Source organism: Pseudomonas sp. KCJK9016, from assembly GCF_046231795.1.
Taxonomy (GTDB): Bacteria; Pseudomonadota; Gammaproteobacteria; order Pseudomonadales; family Pseudomonadaceae; genus Aquipseudomonas; species Aquipseudomonas bananamidigenes.
Genome location: NZ_JBJJMM010000038.1, coordinates 27079 through 43021, shown reverse-complemented (window position 1 = coordinate 43021; position 15943 = coordinate 27079). Strand labels below are relative to the sequence as shown.

General features: G+C 59.9%; 15 protein-coding genes and 1 pseudogene. 12 read left to right on the top strand and 4 right to left on the bottom strand.

All coding sequences use genetic code 11. The annotated features are described in order from the left end of the window. The 4 genes and pseudogenes from ACK6BI_RS25910 to ACK6BI_RS25895 all read left to right on the top strand — a co-directional run. Positions 1–517: pseudogene (locus ACK6BI_RS25910) on the top strand (IS30 family transposase); the annotation flags it as partial. Between the two features lie 193 nt (positions 518–710). Then, positions 711–2180 (top strand): GIY-YIG nuclease family protein, encoded by a 1470-nt coding sequence (locus ACK6BI_RS25905; protein ID WP_409319334.1) that lies wholly within the window; start codon positions 711–713, stop codon positions 2178–2180. Between the two features lies 1 nt (position 2181). After that, the gene (locus ACK6BI_RS25900) at positions 2182–3156 is read left to right on the top strand and encodes a hypothetical protein (protein WP_409319333.1); all 975 of its coding nucleotides are present in this window, start codon (positions 2182–2184) and stop codon (positions 3154–3156) included. Positions 3157–3442: 286 nt separating this feature from the next. After that, positions 3443–3853, top strand: a complete 411-nt coding sequence (locus ACK6BI_RS25895; RefSeq protein WP_409319332.1) for a hypothetical protein — start codon at positions 3443–3445, stop codon at positions 3851–3853. Between the two features lie 98 nt (positions 3854–3951). Here ACK6BI_RS25895 and ACK6BI_RS25890 read toward each other — a convergent pair whose 3' ends face one another. From ACK6BI_RS25890 to ACK6BI_RS25880, 3 genes are all read right to left on the bottom strand, one after another. Beyond that, entirely contained in the window at positions 3952–4602 is a 651-nt protein-coding gene (locus ACK6BI_RS25890; RefSeq protein WP_409319331.1) for a hypothetical protein, read from the bottom strand. 201 nt (positions 4603–4803) lie between these two features. Beyond that, a complete protein-coding gene (locus ACK6BI_RS25885) occupies positions 4804–5289 on the bottom strand; it encodes a hypothetical protein (RefSeq protein ID WP_409319330.1) in 486 nt (161 codons plus the stop codon). 118 nt (positions 5290–5407) lie between these two features. Beyond that, the gene (locus tag ACK6BI_RS25880) at positions 5408–5869 is read right to left on the bottom strand and encodes an anti-virulence regulator CigR family protein (RefSeq protein ID WP_409319329.1); all 462 of its coding nucleotides are present in this window, start codon (positions 5867–5869) and stop codon (positions 5408–5410) included. Positions 5870–5992: 123 nt separating this feature from the next. On the opposite strand from ACK6BI_RS25880, the gene ACK6BI_RS25875 reads away from it, so the two are divergent. Then, positions 5993–6175, top strand: a complete 183-nt coding sequence (locus tag ACK6BI_RS25875) for a hypothetical protein (RefSeq protein WP_409319328.1) — start codon at positions 5993–5995, stop codon at positions 6173–6175. Positions 6176–6711: 536 nt separating this feature from the next. Here the strand turns inward: ACK6BI_RS25875 and gspI are convergent. Then, positions 6712–7092: a type II secretion system minor pseudopilin GspI gene (gspI, locus tag ACK6BI_RS25870; protein WP_409319327.1), complete on the bottom strand. Its 381-nt coding sequence runs from the start codon at positions 7090–7092 to the stop codon at positions 6712–6714. A 147-nt stretch (positions 7093–7239) separates the two neighbouring features. On the opposite strand from gspI, the gene gspG reads away from it, so the two are divergent. The 7 genes from gspG (at position 7240) to gspF (ending at position 15478) form a co-directional block, all read left to right on the top strand. Beyond that, positions 7240–7698, top strand: a complete 459-nt coding sequence (gene gspG, locus ACK6BI_RS25865) for a type II secretion system major pseudopilin GspG (protein ID WP_409319326.1) — start codon at positions 7240–7242, stop codon at positions 7696–7698. A gap of 8 nt (positions 7699–7706) precedes the next feature. Beyond that, entirely contained in the window at positions 7707–8660 is a 954-nt protein-coding gene (gspK, locus tag ACK6BI_RS25860) for a type II secretion system minor pseudopilin GspK (RefSeq protein WP_409319325.1), read from the top strand. Further along, positions 8657–9808 carry a type II secretion system protein GspL gene (gene gspL / locus ACK6BI_RS25855; RefSeq protein WP_409319324.1) on the top strand — a complete coding sequence of 384 codons (1152 nt, stop codon included), beginning with the start codon at positions 8657–8659 and terminating at the stop codon, positions 9806–9808. The genes gspK and gspL overlap by 4 nt, the downstream gene beginning before the upstream one ends. Further along, entirely contained in the window at positions 9801–10346 is a 546-nt protein-coding gene (gene gspM / locus ACK6BI_RS25850) for a type II secretion system protein GspM (protein WP_409319323.1), read from the top strand. The genes gspL and gspM overlap by 8 nt, the downstream gene beginning before the upstream one ends. Continuing rightward, entirely contained in the window at positions 10343–12694 is a 2352-nt protein-coding gene (gene gspD, locus ACK6BI_RS25845; protein ID WP_409319322.1) for a type II secretion system secretin GspD, read from the top strand. Before gspM ends, gspD begins: the two co-directional genes overlap by 4 nt. A 166-nt stretch (positions 12695–12860) precedes the next feature. Continuing rightward, positions 12861–14267: a type II secretion system ATPase GspE gene (gene gspE / locus ACK6BI_RS25840; RefSeq protein ID WP_409319321.1), complete on the top strand. Its 1407-nt coding sequence runs from the start codon at positions 12861–12863 to the stop codon at positions 14265–14267. After that, the gene (gene gspF, locus ACK6BI_RS25835; RefSeq protein WP_409319320.1) at positions 14267–15478 is read left to right on the top strand and encodes a type II secretion system inner membrane protein GspF; all 1212 of its coding nucleotides are present in this window, start codon (positions 14267–14269) and stop codon (positions 15476–15478) included. The genes gspE and gspF overlap by 1 nt, the downstream gene beginning before the upstream one ends. Positions 15479–15943 lie beyond the last annotated feature (465 nt).

The following is a 15943-nucleotide window of genomic DNA, read 5'->3' as shown; positions in this document are numbered from 1 at the left end:
CACTGACGCGGTATCGATCCGCGAACGCCCAGCCGCGGCTAAGGATCGGGCGGTTCCAGGTCATTGAGAGGGTGACCTGCTGTGCGGTAGCAAGAACAGCCAAATTGCCACTCTTGTTGAGCGTCATACCCGCTACGTAATGCTGGTGAAATTGGACGGTAAGGATAGCGAGACGGTCATCAGCGCCCTGATCGAAAACGCCCGCAACTTACCTCAAGAACTCTACAAATCGCTGACGTGGGATCGTGGCAAAGAGATGGCTGACCATAAGCGCTTTACGGTGGCTACCGACATCAAGGTCTACTTCTGCGATCCTCATCGTCCTTGGCAACGGGGATCGAATGAGAATACCAACGGGTTGTTAAGGCAGTATTTCCCGAAAGGAACCGACCTTGCGGATCACTCGCAAGCCGCGCTCAATGAAGTCGCAAGGCAGCTAAATAGCCGCCCTCGGAAAACGCTAGACTACGAAACACCGGCAGAACGATTTAGCCAATCTGTTGCATCGACCGGTTGAATCCACAGCCAAAAGCAGACTTTCCGTGCATCCGTGTTCGGCAATGCTCCTAGCGGTACGGGCCTCGTAGACAGCACCCGGAAAACAACTTTTTCAAACGAGTCATTTTTAGGTGGAACCAATAGTGTCACTTTGATAGCTTTCATGCCCGTAGTTCGCCCCTTAAACAGGAAGGTTTTTTCAAGAAGGAATCATGGGCCCACAATACGAACAAAAGTCGCTATCTCCATTGGCGAACCTTATCGTTGATCGAGCGATCGAGAACACCAACCGAAAGCTGATCGCCGGCTTTCGCAACAAGAAGAACTCCCGCCCGAACGCCAAGACAGCCGATCCTTTGCAGGCCGGCAAGGACACCCTTGCCGCCACGTCGGCGAAAAGTGCGATTGATGTTGCTAATCGGGGGGTGGCGTGGAAGGAAATTCTGCTCAAAAGCTTGTCAGCGGGAATTGGTTCACTTGCTACCTTGCAGTTCGATGGAGAGTTCGATCTCAGCGCTGCCGACACCTCCAGTAGCAGCCAACTGCCCGAGAAGCCAGGCGTTTATGTGGTGTATGACACGAGCGGCAAGCTGGTCTATATCGGCGATAGCACCAACATGCGACAGCGTTGGCAAGACGGACACCTGAACGACCATCGCAATGGCAACAAAAAGGGCGAACCGTACAAGCTTTCCAAGCAACTGGAAGCGGGATGCAAGGTGAAATTCGTGACCATGGACTCGGCCGAAACAGCTGCTGCCCTGGAAGCACACCTCATCAAGACTGAAAACCCGCCCGTCAACAAGCGCCAGGAACTGCATCAGGAACAAGGCATTCGCAGCAACATCGAAGCCAAAAAGCTCAAAGATACCCTCGGAAATGCCACTGACGTCGCTCTGGGTGCTGGCAAAGAAGCACTGAAAAACTCAGGCTGGCAGTTGCTGGAACAACTGACTTCAGCCGCGATCATGGCCGTTAAAGACGAACTGGTCGACGTGTTCATGGGTGGCGCTGCACGCCTAAAACAGCGCGTGGAGCGCTTCCTCAAAAAGATCTGGGCGGTGATCGAAAAAATCGTCGAGGCGCCCCTGAAGCTGCTCAACGGCATCGTCGAATTCATCGTCAATGCCTTGTCCAAGGCGATCCGCCAAGTCTACAACCTCGCCCGCAACCTTTTCGACCTCGCTCACGGCGCCTGGCAACTGTACAAAGGCGCGCAATCCATTAGCCGGGAAGAGTTGATCCAGAAGATCGTCGAGACCGCAGTCGTCAGTGGCACGCTGGTGCTCTGGGACGGCCTGGAACCGGTGATCGAGTCGCAATTGATTCCGCTGACCGGGGTGGCAGCACCCTATATATCCTGCGTGTTGTCGGCCATCGGTTTCGGGCTTTGCAGTTATCACTTGCAGAACCTAGTGCCCCCTATCGTTGCCTACTTGGTGGATTTCAAGACCGGTTGGAGCGAGTCGCTGGAAGCCAAACGAGAGGCGGCGCTGCAGCTTATCAAGGTGCAGGAAAACGAATGGCTGATGGCCGAAGGGCTGATCGAATATGCGCATTCGGTAGATGTGCTGGCCAGGGAAGCAATAGACCACCGCGAACGGCTGGCGCGGCACACCAGTGTGCGCGCAATCGATTTTTCGGCACTTTTGCCAACCAAACGTATTTCGCAGGAGCCCTGACGTGTTCAATTTTCTGGGTGGCAGAGTCGTACTTACCGTGTCGCCGGCCGATGAAGTACCCCTTCAACCCGTACAGCAGTTGCTGCCGGCGCCGCGCTCCGAAGAGAACCAGCTGAAAGACTTCCATGAAGGCCTGCAAAAGCTCAACGCCGCGATACAGCGTGGCTCGAAGACCAGAGCGCAATTGAACGACTTTCAGAACCAGGGCAGTTGGGACTCTTTCTGGGGTGGCTTGTCGGGCAGGAATGACAAAGACCTGGCCAAATTGCTGGCCGAATTTGGCGCGAGCCTTGAAGTGACGCAGAGCGTGGTGCAGCTGGTCACCCAGGTTCATACCGTGAACAACAATGTACTGCGCGGTTTCAATGATGCCTTGGTGCGCGAGATCGAACGCCTGCAAACGGATACACAGACCCTGGAAGGTAACCAGAACGGGGCGTTGGTGGTGCTCTACGAGTTCAAGCATCAGATCGACGAACTGTTGGCGTTGGCAGATGGGTATGAGTACTGCAGGCATGCAGTGAACCAATTGGCCACCGCGCAGAATAACCATGAGACGGAGTTGCAGGCATTGAGCCTGGCCTTCCTGAACGGCACCCGCAAGCAGGAACAACTCAACGCAGCGTCCTCGCGTCAGTTAGTCCAGCAGGGAGAGGTTCAGCGGGCCCAGCAGAAGCAGATCGAGCGAGTGACCAAGCTGCTCGGCAGTGAAATCCAGGCGAGGGAACGCCTGTCGACGTCTACGACGGTGTCATTGAAAGAAATAGGCGACGCAAGCGAGGCGCTAGCCCAGCGTCTGGAACGCGTCGAGTCGAAGATGGGCGAATTACTGGAAAACCAGCAACAAACCCGGGCTCGAATCGAGCAGCTAGAAGCGCAGTTGCTAGCCAAACCGGGCTGGCTGCGGCAGCAGGCCGTGGCCCTTGTCGCGGTGGCGTTTTCAGGCGCGGCGCTCGCCTCGATGTTTGCCTTTTGAGGCAAGCGCGTGCGGAGTATCGATCTCGACGACTCTCACCATCTGAATCGATCCTGATGTCGTAGTCACCTCCAAGCCGCCGTTTTTTTGGCGGTTAGTGGGGGCTTCTTTGGTTCGATTGCTGCCCTCCTCGACAGGCAGCAATCGGCCAAAAGCTGTCGTCCACGCATGTCCTTTTCCAGTCCAAAACGATAATAATCTGAGTGGAGACGGCCTGAAAATTGGCTAGATGGCTGAATCCGTCTCTTCTTCATAACATTCCATTATTGAAATCAGAGTAAGACTCATGGGCGCGCCCATCATTATCGGCAACAGCTATGACCTCTGGGTCAGCAACAGCATGAAAGATACTTTTTGCGAGGTACTAACCGTTGTCGCGATCTTGGAAGGGCATGATGTGAAAGCCATATATGAGGAGGCACCAGGTGTGGCCGGCACCTATGGTGTTCCAGGCGTTGGTATCGTTCTCGACGAGTTCTACCTCTATCTTGGTGGATTCTCAGGCGTTCGACGCCACCTCGATGTTTGCCGAGTACGGCTAGATGAAGTCAGAGATTCTTGTGGACTGTCGCCAGTTGCTGCAGAACGCATGGCGCACTTACTGGCATGGGTCGCATACCACATGGATGGCAACCCGATCCCCTTAGGCGGCTCTTTTTATGAGAGCTGGCCTCCTGACGCTGCTGGAACAAGGTAGTCCCCGCCCCCTTTCGACCAGAAGCGGATGTATGGCGTTTGTATAGTTTCTGTCCACCCATCTGTCCCTCCAATGAAGGTGAGAGATGGCGCATTAACCTACTTGTCGCAGACGTAGTGAGACCCAGACCAACGGCATCCGTTTGACGCTGCCGAATCTTTCGGAGGCTCCTGACCATTGCCAAGGGACTGATCTGTGCCGAGTGGGACACGACCTGCGCTACAAAGGGGAATCTCGTCGTGAAGCAGGCTTTCCGGATTGACTGGTTTCGTGCCTCCTCCGGACAAGATGTTGGCATCGGCTTTTAGCGTTTTCACCGCAGTAGCAATGGTTGCAAACGTATCGGCGGCAGTTTTTGCACCAGGGGTCGAGTCAGTGTTGACCTTGGAAATGGTGCCAGAGCTTGTGAGCTCGACGCCGAATGTTACGGTTTCTAACAGGCCAGGCTCATAGTCGATGAGACTGGGTTTTGGGGAGGGAACCAATTTCGTTTCGGTAACAATCAGAGGCGTGCATTTGTCGCTGCCATCTTTTGCTTGTCCGCCTGAAAAGCGAACAATGGCGTTATCCTTGCCGAGGATACGGTCGTAGTAGAACCTCTCCGTCTGATAAGTCAGCGGGTAGTAGAGGATTCCGTTGCACTTACCCGAGGCGCAAGCTTTTTCAGCGTCGGTATAGTTCACAATTTTGCCTGAGCAGCCACTCAGCCCCGCAGCAATAAGTACTCCGACAATGAGCTTCTTGTGCATGGCCACTTTCCTCCGTGTTCTGGTTGGTTAGCTTCAACTGCTGTGAAAATGATGGCACATGGTGCGCGAGTCGCCAGTCTTCTCTAGGACAAAAAAAGGGGACGAAAAAAGGGGACGGATCTATTTTTTGAAAAATAGATCCGTCCCCTTTCTAGTTCGCGGTTTTTATTCAAGGCACGAACTTGCCGCCCCGCGACAGATTTAATGAGTCTTATGCGAGCCTGTTTTGCTCAGGCCCTTACTGTTGTGATCACCTGGTGTGGTATCCGAAATTGCCCGGGCCTTGTCGATGCCGCGAGTGTCCCTGGAATGTGCAACGCCGGAGGTTGCGACGCCGTGACCGTTGTCATTGTTGCGCTCGCTGCCGAAGTGGTTCCCGCTTGTCCCGTGGTTACGGGTCGCCTTGCCGGCGTGATCGCTGGCAAGGCCCTTGCCGTGACCATTGCTGGAGGTGTTGCCGGCGTGGTCTGCCCCCGCACGACCGCCACCCTCGCCGGCGCCATGACCGCCACCATTTCCACCGCCGTTCCCGCCGCCGTGACCACCACCATTTCCGCCGCCACCGCCACCGCCTTCTTTTGCAACGGCAGCGTTAATGATCGACAGATCAGCGGGGAGAAGTGGGGCTGCGGCCAGCATCAGGGCGCAGGACATGACAGCGACGAGACTTTTGTTTTTTAGAAGCATGATTGCATCCGTATGGGATTGATATCGCACCATAAAGACTGCAAGCGCGTCGAAAGTTCAAATTGGCCAGGGGCGGGGCAACACATTTCCCGCGATTGGCAACAAGTCTCACTAGGAACTAATCGAACGCACCATTCAGTACTTCATAGATCAACCCGGTTGCCAGCGCCACGAGAATCAAATCCGTCCCGACTTGCTGCCACTCATAACCGTCATAGTGCGGCAATCTGCCTACCAAGCGACCGTCTAGCTTCTTGGCGATCCCCGGTGGAAGCGGTTTGCCACGAGCGAGGTTCTTCTGAATCCCTGGCGGCAAGGCAGGCCCCGGGCTCCAGTAGTCCCGGTAACCATCGACAATCCCCAGAACGCTTGTGCGGTTTACACTCGGGCCACCTTGCCAATCGCCGCCCCCTGAGTTCTTACCTTTACCGCCCTGGTTTCCATGACTTTGGCTATGCGACGGGTTCCCCTTGGCATTTCCCTGACCTTTGCCGTTGCCGGGATCGGCAGCTGCAGGTAGAGAGCTGCTGGCCAGAGTCAGGGAGGTGATGGCGGCGGTTATTATGCGGAAAATGGTCATGGGTGTGTCCTTTCGTTTAGTGCGTGCTGAATGAAATCTAGTCTGATTAGTCAACACCACAAGTAAAAAACATCCCCAGTGACTAGAGTGATCGCCAGATCGTTCAGGGTTACAGATAGTGAGATGGGTAAGCCCTTGGCGTTTTGTGACTATGTTGCGACGGTCAATGGCGTCGAGACCAAAGGCGTCACCGATGCTGAAGGCATCGCACACATTAAAACCCCGACGCCCAATGCCCAAATCTCACTTCACATCACGTTCAATGCCCCAGCTCGAACGCTTCATGAATTTTCGGAGAAACAGTAATGACCACCAGTTTTGCGACGCAAGCAACTGCTCAGGAGATAAAGCCGAATAAAGAGCCGAATAAAGGGGACTGATTTATTTCCAGAAAATAAATCAGTCCCCTTTGTTGTCCCCATTCAAAGGGGGTGTCCCCTTTGAATGCGAGGTGACCCTCTTGCTTAACCTGAATGCAGAATGCCAATTTGAAGATAGTTAAATCTACCCGCTTTGATGATGTCGACGTCGACTTGGCGTACGAATACTGTGGTTATTACTACGATATACATAATGGAGGGGATATTTTTCTGATCAGGATTTACGATAACGACCCCGAGCTGGCAACAGTAGTACGTCCGACTACGATGTCAAAAAACAGTAGCCTCAGAGCGCTTGTTGAATTTTTACAATACGAATTGGGAGTGCTCAGAGTCGCTCTCTACAAGGGTGATTTGGGGAGCTACGCCGAGATCGACCTTAATAGCTTGGCATTCTGCTCCGCCTGACAACTCGGTTGGTTCCCTCTCCAAGTAGTAGTCCGACATTTAGGAGTGCTCGGGCTAGGGATTCTCGGGGCGGCTGAGTAACGTCTCCAGCCTCGCCAACGCCGGCGCCTCCTGCGTGCGATCAAAAACCTGCACACCGACCTTGAGCAACCGCCCATTCTCCGCCCCCCCAATCACCTGCTCACACCGCAACAACAACCGACCCTGATCACACTCCATCACCTTGACCCCCATCGGCAACCGTCCTTCCAACCGAAGTTCAGCCATCCGACTCTGCGCCGCAATCATCGCAATCGAGTGATCCCGCAAAACCCCGCTGCTTTGCGTCATCAACCCCGCAACCCGCACGGCGGCGGACATGGCCACGGCAATGATGGCCAGCGCCACCAGCACTTCAATCAGGGTGAAACCCGCTTCTCGGGAACGCGCTCGCATAACTGGCCCAGAGGCAAAACACAGCCCTCGACGCTAACCCGCGTGCTTGACGGCTTGACGACGAAAACACCCGAGGATTTTCAACATCCCTGACATATCTTCTTGCAACACTGCGCGTCGAATCGAATCAAGCCAGGGAATGACGAGATGGATATCGCGCAATTCAAACAGCCCAATCGACCGAGCCGCATGCCCCGTGGGCAGCATGGTTTCACGCTGATCGAGATCATGGTGGTGGTGGTGATTCTAGGGATTCTGGCGGCGATGGTGGTGCCCAAGGTGCTCGACCGGCCGGATCAGGCGCGGGCCACGGCGGCGAAGCAGGATATTGGCGGGTTGATGCAGGCGCTGAAGCTGTATCGCCTCGATCACGGCACTTATCCGAGCCAGAGCCAGGGCCTGAAGGTGCTGGTGGAGCGGCCGGCCGATGCGAAGAACAGCAACTGGCGCTCGTACCTGGAGCGCCTGCCGAATGACCCGTGGGGTCGTCCTTATCAGTACCTCAATCCCGGTGCCAACGGCGAGATCGACATCTATTCCCTCGGTGCCGACGGCCAGCCTGACGGCGATGGCGTGAATGCCGACATCGGTTCCTGGCAGTTGTAAGGCCGGTCATGAACAACCCATCGAACCAGCAGGGGATGGCGATCATCAGTGCGCTGCTGATTGCGGCGGTGGTCGCGGTGATCGCCGCCGGCATGCTGACCCGCCAGAGCGTTTCGACCCGGGCGCTGGAAGCCGAGCAACTGCGCGTGCAGGGCCGTTGGGTGTTGCACGGCGGGTTGGAGATCAGCCGGCAATTGTTGTGGGATGCGCGGCAGCGCGATCCGCTGACCCGACTCGATCAGCCGTGGGCGCAGCTATTGAACACCCAGGGTTTCGAGGGGCGGCTGGAGGACGAGCAGGGCAAGTTCAACCTGCGCAATCTGGTGGCCAACGAGCGGATCGATGATGCGCAGGTGCAGGCGTTCGAGCGTTTGTGCGAGTTGATCGGTGTCAGCAGCGGTTTGAGCCGGCGCATCAGTCAGCGGGTGATCGGCTCTTATCCGCATCTGTTGAATGCCCAAGTGGTGGACAAGCCTGTGGCGAAAAACACTTTCGACAGTGGACGCGCCACGTCGCCGTCCGCGTCGCGCAAGCCGCAATCGCCGACCTTGCCGATGCTGCGCACGCTTGATGATTTGCGCAGTGTCGACGGGGTCAACGATGCGCTGTTGGCGAAACTGGCGCCGCACCTGACGGTGATTCCGGCGACCACCTGGCTCAATGGCAACACCGCCACGGCGCCGGTGCTGGCGGCTTATGTGCCGGGGCTGTCGCTGGAGCGGGCGCAGGCGTTGATCAATGAACGTGACGCCGGGCGCTGGTTTATCAATCGCGGGGATTTCGTCAATCGCCTGCGCCTGCCGCAACTGGAGATCACCAGCGTCAAGGTCGGCATCACCAGCGACTGGTTCCGGCTGCGCGGGCAGGCCCGGCGCGATCAGCGGCGGGTCAGCCTCGATGCGTTGCTGCATCGCAGTCAGGATCGGTTGCCGCAAGTGATCTGGTCGCGGGTGGGCGTATGAGTCAGTTGCGCGTGAGTTTGCCGCCGCTGGCGGCGCTGAGTCTCGACAGTGAAGTGGATTGTGCGTGGCTGGATCGTCAGGGGCAGGTCACGCGGCAGGAACGCGTGCGGCTCGACGCGCTGGCGAAGCAACCGCTGGTGTGCTTTCTGCACCCCTCGGACAGCCTGTTGGCGAGCATCGACCTGCCGCCGCTGCCTGCAAGCAAAACCGCTGCCGCTGTGCAATGCGCGGCACAGTCGTTGATGCTCGGCGACAGCGCCGAGATGCACATCGCCCATAGCACTCGCAATGAAAGCGGCCAGGTGCAGATTGCCTGGGTCGCGCGCAAGGATTTGCAGCATCTCGGGCAATTCGGCTTGAACCTCAAAGGCCTGTATCCGGCGGCTTACAGTTTGCCGGTGATGGCCGGCGGCGTCGGTTGCCTGCACGACGATCATCTGTTGCTGCGCCACGGCCCGAATGCGGCGCAAGTGCAGCCGATGATCGATGAAGCGTGGCTGCTGGAAACCGGTCTGCCGGCGCACTGGATCGGTGACGGCGCGCCGGAAGCGGTGCAGTCGATATTGCCCGACACGCAGCGCAATGCCGGCCCGTTGCCGAACTGGGGCCTGCTCGGCGGCCTTCAACAACCGGGCACCGAACATCGCGGTTGGGGCAGGGCGCTCGGTTGCTGTGCGCTGGCGCTGGCGGTTTGGGTGATCGGGTTGAACCTGTACGCCGCTCGCGAGGCCGCGCAGGTCCAGCAGCTCAAGGCGCAGATGGCGCAGCGGGTGAAGCAGGCGTTCCCCGAATTGCCGGTGATCCTCAATCCGCTGCAACAGGCCCGCCAGCAAATCGCGGTGCGCCAGCAGGGCGCGGTGGATGCGCCGGGGCAGGAATTCACGCGGCTGGTGTCCCAGGCGGGCATCGGCATGCCGTCCATGGCGGGCACGGTGCAGCGGCTTGAGTTTCGCGACGGTACGTTGCAACTGAGCCTGCTGCCCGAGGCCCGGCGTTCGGGCAACGACAAGGACTGGCAAGGCACGCTGGCCCAGGCCGGCATCAGCATCAGCCCGAATGAAGACGGCTGGGTATTGCGCCCGGCCGGAGAGGCGACCGCTGCCACTGACACCGACAACGACGACAGCAGCGGAGCCGAAGATGAATAGCCCCTCGCTTGCGAAATACCGCGCCGGTTGGCAGCGCTTCAGCGCTCAGTTGCAGGCCCGTTGGCAGCCCTTGGCACTGCGGGAAAAACGCATGGTCGGCGGCATGGCGGCGCTGTTGGTTGGACTGTTTGTGTGGGTGGCGTTGGTTCAGCCGCCGTTGAAGAAGATCGCCGCATCGCAAGTCGAAACGCCAAAACTGCGCGCCCAGGCCGAAGCGCTGGAAGTGCTGCTGCGCGAGGTGAGCGTGCGCCCCGACGGGCAGAACCTGGAGCAGTCGCTGCAACAGACGTTGCAGGCCAGCGGACTGGGCGGCCATTACCAATTGGCGGCCGCGTCCGCCGGCTGGCAGTTGACCTTCGACGCCGCGCCCGCCGACGCCGTGCTCGACTGGCTGTTGAGCCAACCCCGGAATTTTTCACTGCAAGTGGTCGAGGCCCGTCTGCAACGCGCAGACGACACCGCGACCGATGACACCGCCGGCACTCTGTCGGGCACCGTACGCATGGATCAGGCGCTGGGCGCTAAGGAAGCTTCATGAAGGGGTCAGGCTCCAAACGCATGGCGTTGCCGATGCTGTTGATGGCATTGAGCGCGTGCAGCAACACCACACCACCGAATCAACCGCCGCTGCTGGTGGACAGCGAACTCGGCCGGCCGCTGGCCAATACCCAGCGCAGCGGCGACGCGGTGCTCGACCGCGAGCGGGCGCAGGCTCAGGCAAGACCTGCGCCGAAGCAATTGCACAACATCACCGAACGCGCCCGCAGTGGCGGTTCGGCGCGGGGCACGACGTTGCCGGCCAATCCGTTGGGCGATCAACCGGTGACGCTGAATTTTGTCGACGCCGATATTCAAGCGGTGGTGCGGGCGTTGTCGCGTTCCACCGGCCAGCAGTTTCTGGTCGATCCTCGGGTCAAGGGCAACCTGACGCTGGTTTCCGAAGGCCAGGTGCCGGCGCATCAGGCTTACGACATGCTGCTGGCGGCGCTGCGCATGCAGGGTTTCAGTGTGGTGGACGTCGGCGGCGTGGCGCAGGTGGTGCCGGAAGCCGACGCCAAACTGCTCGGCGGGCCGATTTACAGCGCCGATAAACCCGCCGGCAATGGCATGCTCACTCGCACCTTCCGCCTGCAATACGAGAACGCGGTCAACCTGATCCCGGTGCTGCGCCCGATCGTCTCGCCGAACAACCCGATCAATGCCTATCCGGGCAACAACACCATCGTCGTCACCGATTACGCCGAAAACCTCACCCGTGTTGCACAACTGATTCAAGGCATCGACACCCCGAGCGCCATCGACACCGACGTGGTGCAGATCCAGAACGGCATCGCCGCCGACATCGCGCCGATGGTCGCCGACCTGCTCGACGCGCCGGGCAATGATCCGACGCAGAAAATCGCGGTGATCGGCGACCCGCGCTCCAACACCATCATCATCCGCGCCGGCAGCCCGGAGCGCACGGAGCTGGCGCGCAACCTGATCTACAAACTCGACAACGCCCAGAGCAACCCGAGCAATCTGCATGTGGTGTACCTGCGCAACGCCCAGGCCGGCAAACTGGCCCAGGCGCTGCGCGGTTTGTTGACCGGCGAGAGCGACAGCGGCACCAGCGACAGTGCGCGTTCGGTGCTCAGCGCCATGGGCAGCTCCACCAACTCGGGCGGCGGGCAGAACGGCCAGAGCGGTACGCAAACCAACGGCAGCACCTCGACCACCAACAATGGCAGCACCGGCGGCAGCTACGCCCAAGGCAGCAGCACCGGCAGCAGCAACGCGCAAAGCAGCGAACAGAACGTGGCCTTCAGCGCCGGCGGCGTGACCATTCAGGCGGATGCCACCACCAACACCTTGCTGATTTCCGCGCCGGAACCGCTGTACCGCAACCTGCGGGAAGTCATCGACCTGCTTGACCAGCGCCGTGCGCAAGTGGTGATCGAAAGCCTGATCGTCGAAGTCGGCGAGGACGATGCCAGCGAGTTCGGCGTGCAATGGCAGTCCGGCAACCTGGGCGGCAAAGGGGTGATCGGCGGCGCCAATCTGGGCGGCTCGAAGCTCAACCTCGGTGGCAAGACCAGTCTTGATGTGTTGCCTCAGGGGCTGAACGTGGGGTACGTCAATGGCACTGTCGACATCCCCGGCATCGGCAAGATCCTTGACTTGAAAGTGCTGGCCCGGGCACTGAAAAGCAAGGGCGGCACCAACGTGCTGTCGACGCCGAACCTGCTGACCCTGGACAATGAAGCGGCGAGCATTTTCGTCGGCCAGACCATCCCGTTTGTCAGCGGCAGTTACGTCACCGGTGGCGGGGGCACCAGCAACAACCCGTTCCAGACCGTGACCCGTGAAGAGGTCGGTTTGAAGCTCAACGTGCGGCCGCAGATTTCCGAGGGTGGTACGGTGAAGCTCGACATCTACCAGGAAGTCAGCAGCATCGACGAGCGCGCTTCGGCGGCCTCAACGGCGGCGGGGATCGTTACCAGCAAACGTGCGATCGACACCAGCATCCTGCTCGACGACGGGCAGATCATGGTGCTGGGCGGCCTGCTGCAGGATGGTTACAGCCAGAGCAACGATGCGGTGCCATGGCTGGGCAACCTTCCGGGGATCGGCGCGCTGTTTCGCAACGAGCGCCGGGCGATCACCAAGACCAACCTGATGGTGTTCCTGCGCCCCTACATCATTCGCGACAGTGCGGCGGGGCGCAGTATCACGCTCAACCGCTACGACTTCATGCGCCGTGCGCAGGGCGGTCTGCAACCGGAACGCAGCTGGGCGATGCCGGACATGCAGGCGCCGCAATTGCCGACCGCTGCTCAGGGCGTGCCGGCGACGCTGCCGGGGACGGGCCCGCGCGCAACCATCAAAGCGGTGCCGATCCAATGAACGTGGCGAGGGAGCTTGCTCCCGCCGGGCTGCGCAGCAGACCCGAAAACTGCCGCCCCATTGTTCCAGACACACCTTGCATGCCGGGTTTGCGTGCGCTTCGCACCCGAGCGGGAGCGAGCTCCCTCGCCACAGAGGTCAGGAGCAACACTCGGGAGGGCTTGAGATGAGCGCATTGCCCTACGCCTGGGCCAAGGCGCAGCGGATTCTGCTGCGCGACGGCGTGCTGACGGTGTGCCCGTCGACGCCGGGCTGGTCGATCAGCGAGGTACGGCGGCAGTTCGGCGCGACGAGGCTTGAACGAGTGCGCGACGACGAACTCGACGGCTTGCTCGCCACGGCCTACGCCGATACCGGCAGCGCGGCGGCGGTGGTCGGTGCGGCGGAAAACGAAGTCGACCTCGACCGCCTGATGCAGGACATGCCGGAAATCACCGACCTGCTCGACACGCAGGATGGCGCGCCGGTAATCCGCATGATCAACGCCTTGCTCACCCAAGCGGCGCGGGACGAAGCCAGCGACATTCACATCGAACCGTTCGAAACCCATTCGGTGGTGCGCTACCGGGTCGACGGTACCCTGCGTGATGTGGTCTCGCCACGCAAGGCGTTGCACGGTGCGCTGGTGTCGCGGATCAAGATCATGGCCCAGCTCGATATTGCCGAAAAACGTTTACCGCAGGACGGACGCATCGCGCTGCGCGTAGCAGGACGGCCCATCGATATTCGCGTCTCTACCGTGCCCACCGGTCATGGTGAGCGGGTGGTGATGCGTCTGCTCGACAAACAGGCCGGGCGCCTGCATCTCGAAACGTTGGGCATGGATGCGCAGGTGCTGGCCAAGCTCGATCACCTGATCCGCCAGCCCCACGGCATCGTGCTGGTCACCGGCCCGACCGGCAGCGGCAAGACCACCAGTCTGTATGCGGCGCTGGCAAGGCTGGATGCGAGCACCAGCAACATCCTCACCGTGGAAGACCCGGTGGAATACGACTTGCCGGGCATCAGCCAGATTCAAGTCAACGCCAAGATCGACATGACGTTTGCCCTGGCCTTGCGGGCGATTCTGCGACAGGACCCGGACATCATCATGATCGGCGAGATCCGCGACCTCGAAACCGCACAGATCGCGGTGCAGGCTTCGTTGACCGGTCACCTGGTGCTCGCGACGTTGCACACCAACGACGCGGTGTCGGCGGTCAACCGCTTGATCGACATGGGCGTCGAGCCGTTTCTGCTGGCCTCGTCGATGCTCGGAGTTTTGGCCCAGCGTTTGGTGCGGCGCCTGTGCAATCAGTGCAAACAGGAAGACCCGGCCACGCCCGGCACGTGGCGCCCGGTCGGTTGTGCGGCGTGCAATCACACCGGTTACAGCGGCCGTACCGGCATTCACGAATTGTTCTGCATCGATGACGACATCCGCACCCTGATTCACCAAGGGGCAGGGGAGCAGGCCTTGCGCGCGGCAGCGAGCAAGGCCGGGATGTTCAGCCTGCGCGAGGACGGCGAACGCTGGATCCGCAGCGGTGCTACGGCGCCGGAAGAAATCCTTCGTGTGACACGGGATGCCTGATGAATCGCTATCGTTATGAAGCCGCCGATGCCAGCGGCAAGATCGAAACCGGGCATCTGGAGGCGGACAGTCAGGGCGCGGCGTTCGGCGTGCTGCGCGGTCGTGGCTTGACGGCGTTGTCGGTGGAGAAGGAAAGCAACGTCGCCCAGAACGGTGGCGATGGCTTGTTCAGCGCCAAACTCTCGGACAACGATCTGGCCTGGGCCACCCGGCAACTGGCGAGCCTGCTGGGCGCCAGCCTGCCGCTGGAGGCGGCGCTGAGTGCCACGGTGGAACAGGCCGAGAAAAAACACATCGCCCACACCCTCAGCGCCGTGCGCGCCGATGTGCGCAGCGGCATGCGCCTGGCCGAGGCGCTGGCGGCGCGGCCTCGGGATTTTCCGGAGATTTACCGGGCGCTGATTGCGGCCGGTGAGGAGTCTGGGGATCTGGCGCAAGTGATGGAACGGCTGGCGGATTACATCGAGGAACGCAACAACCTGCGCGGCAAGATTCTCACCGCGTTCATCTATCCGGGCGTGGTCGGGCTGGTGTCGATCGGCATTGTGATTTTCCTGCTCAGCTACGTGGTGCCGCAGGTGGTCAGCGCGTTTTCCCAGGCGCGGCAGGATCTGCCGGGGCTGACGCTGGCGATGCTCAATGCCAGTGATTTCATTCGGGCGTGGGGCTGGTTGTGTGCTGGCGTCCTGGCCGCTGCGTTCTGGAGCTGGCGCCTGTATCTGCGTAGCCCGGCGGCACGCTTGAGTTGGCATCATCGGGTGCTGAAGTTGCCGCTGATCGGGCGTTTCGTGCTGGGGCTGAACACCGCTCGGTTCGCTTCCACGCTGGCTATTCTCGGTGGTGCCGGGGTGCCTTTGTTGAGGGCATTGGAGGCGGCCCGGCAGACGTTGTCGAATGATCGCTTGAGCCTGAGCGTCAACGAGGCCACTGCCAAAGTGCGCGAGGGTGCCAACCTGGCGGCCGCGCTGAAGGTGGAGAACGTGTTTCCGCCGGTGCTGATCCACCTGATCGCCAGCGGCGAGAAAACCGGCGCACTGCCGCCGATGCTCGAACGTGCGGCGCAAACCCTGTCACGGGATATCGAGCGCCGGGCGATGGGCATGACCGCGCTGCTGGAGCCGCTGATGATCGTGGTGATGGGCGGGGTGGTGCTGGTGATCGTGATGGCGGTGCTGTTGCCGATCATCGAGATCAATCAGCTGGTGCAGTAGGGGGGGTGTCTGTTGGTTTGATGTTGATTGTTCGGCCCTTTCGCGAGCAGGCTCGCTCCCACATCGATTTGCAGCGCCTGCAAACCCTGTGGGAGCGAGCCTGCTCGCGAAGAGGTCAGTCAGAGCAATAAATAATTCAGGTTTTTTTCAGCGGCTTCAGCATCACCCGACCCTTATTCCTGACATCCTCGGGTTCTCCTTTCTGTCATCTGCAACGGCCCCGCAAGGGCTGTGGCCGGTTCCGTCGAAAAGCTTGTCTTAGACACTTCGCACAACCGCGAGAACACCCGAGAAATTCTCTCGAAAATCACCTCGCACCTCCCGAGGTTTTTTCCTTTATCTGTCACCGGAAACTGCGAATTTCTGACTGCGACTTAACCACGGACCCCGCTTGCGAAGGTCGGCGGTGAGTCCTCCCTGTGTCATGCAAGTCCCCTGAAAACCTGTGTTCACAACCAACGTTGA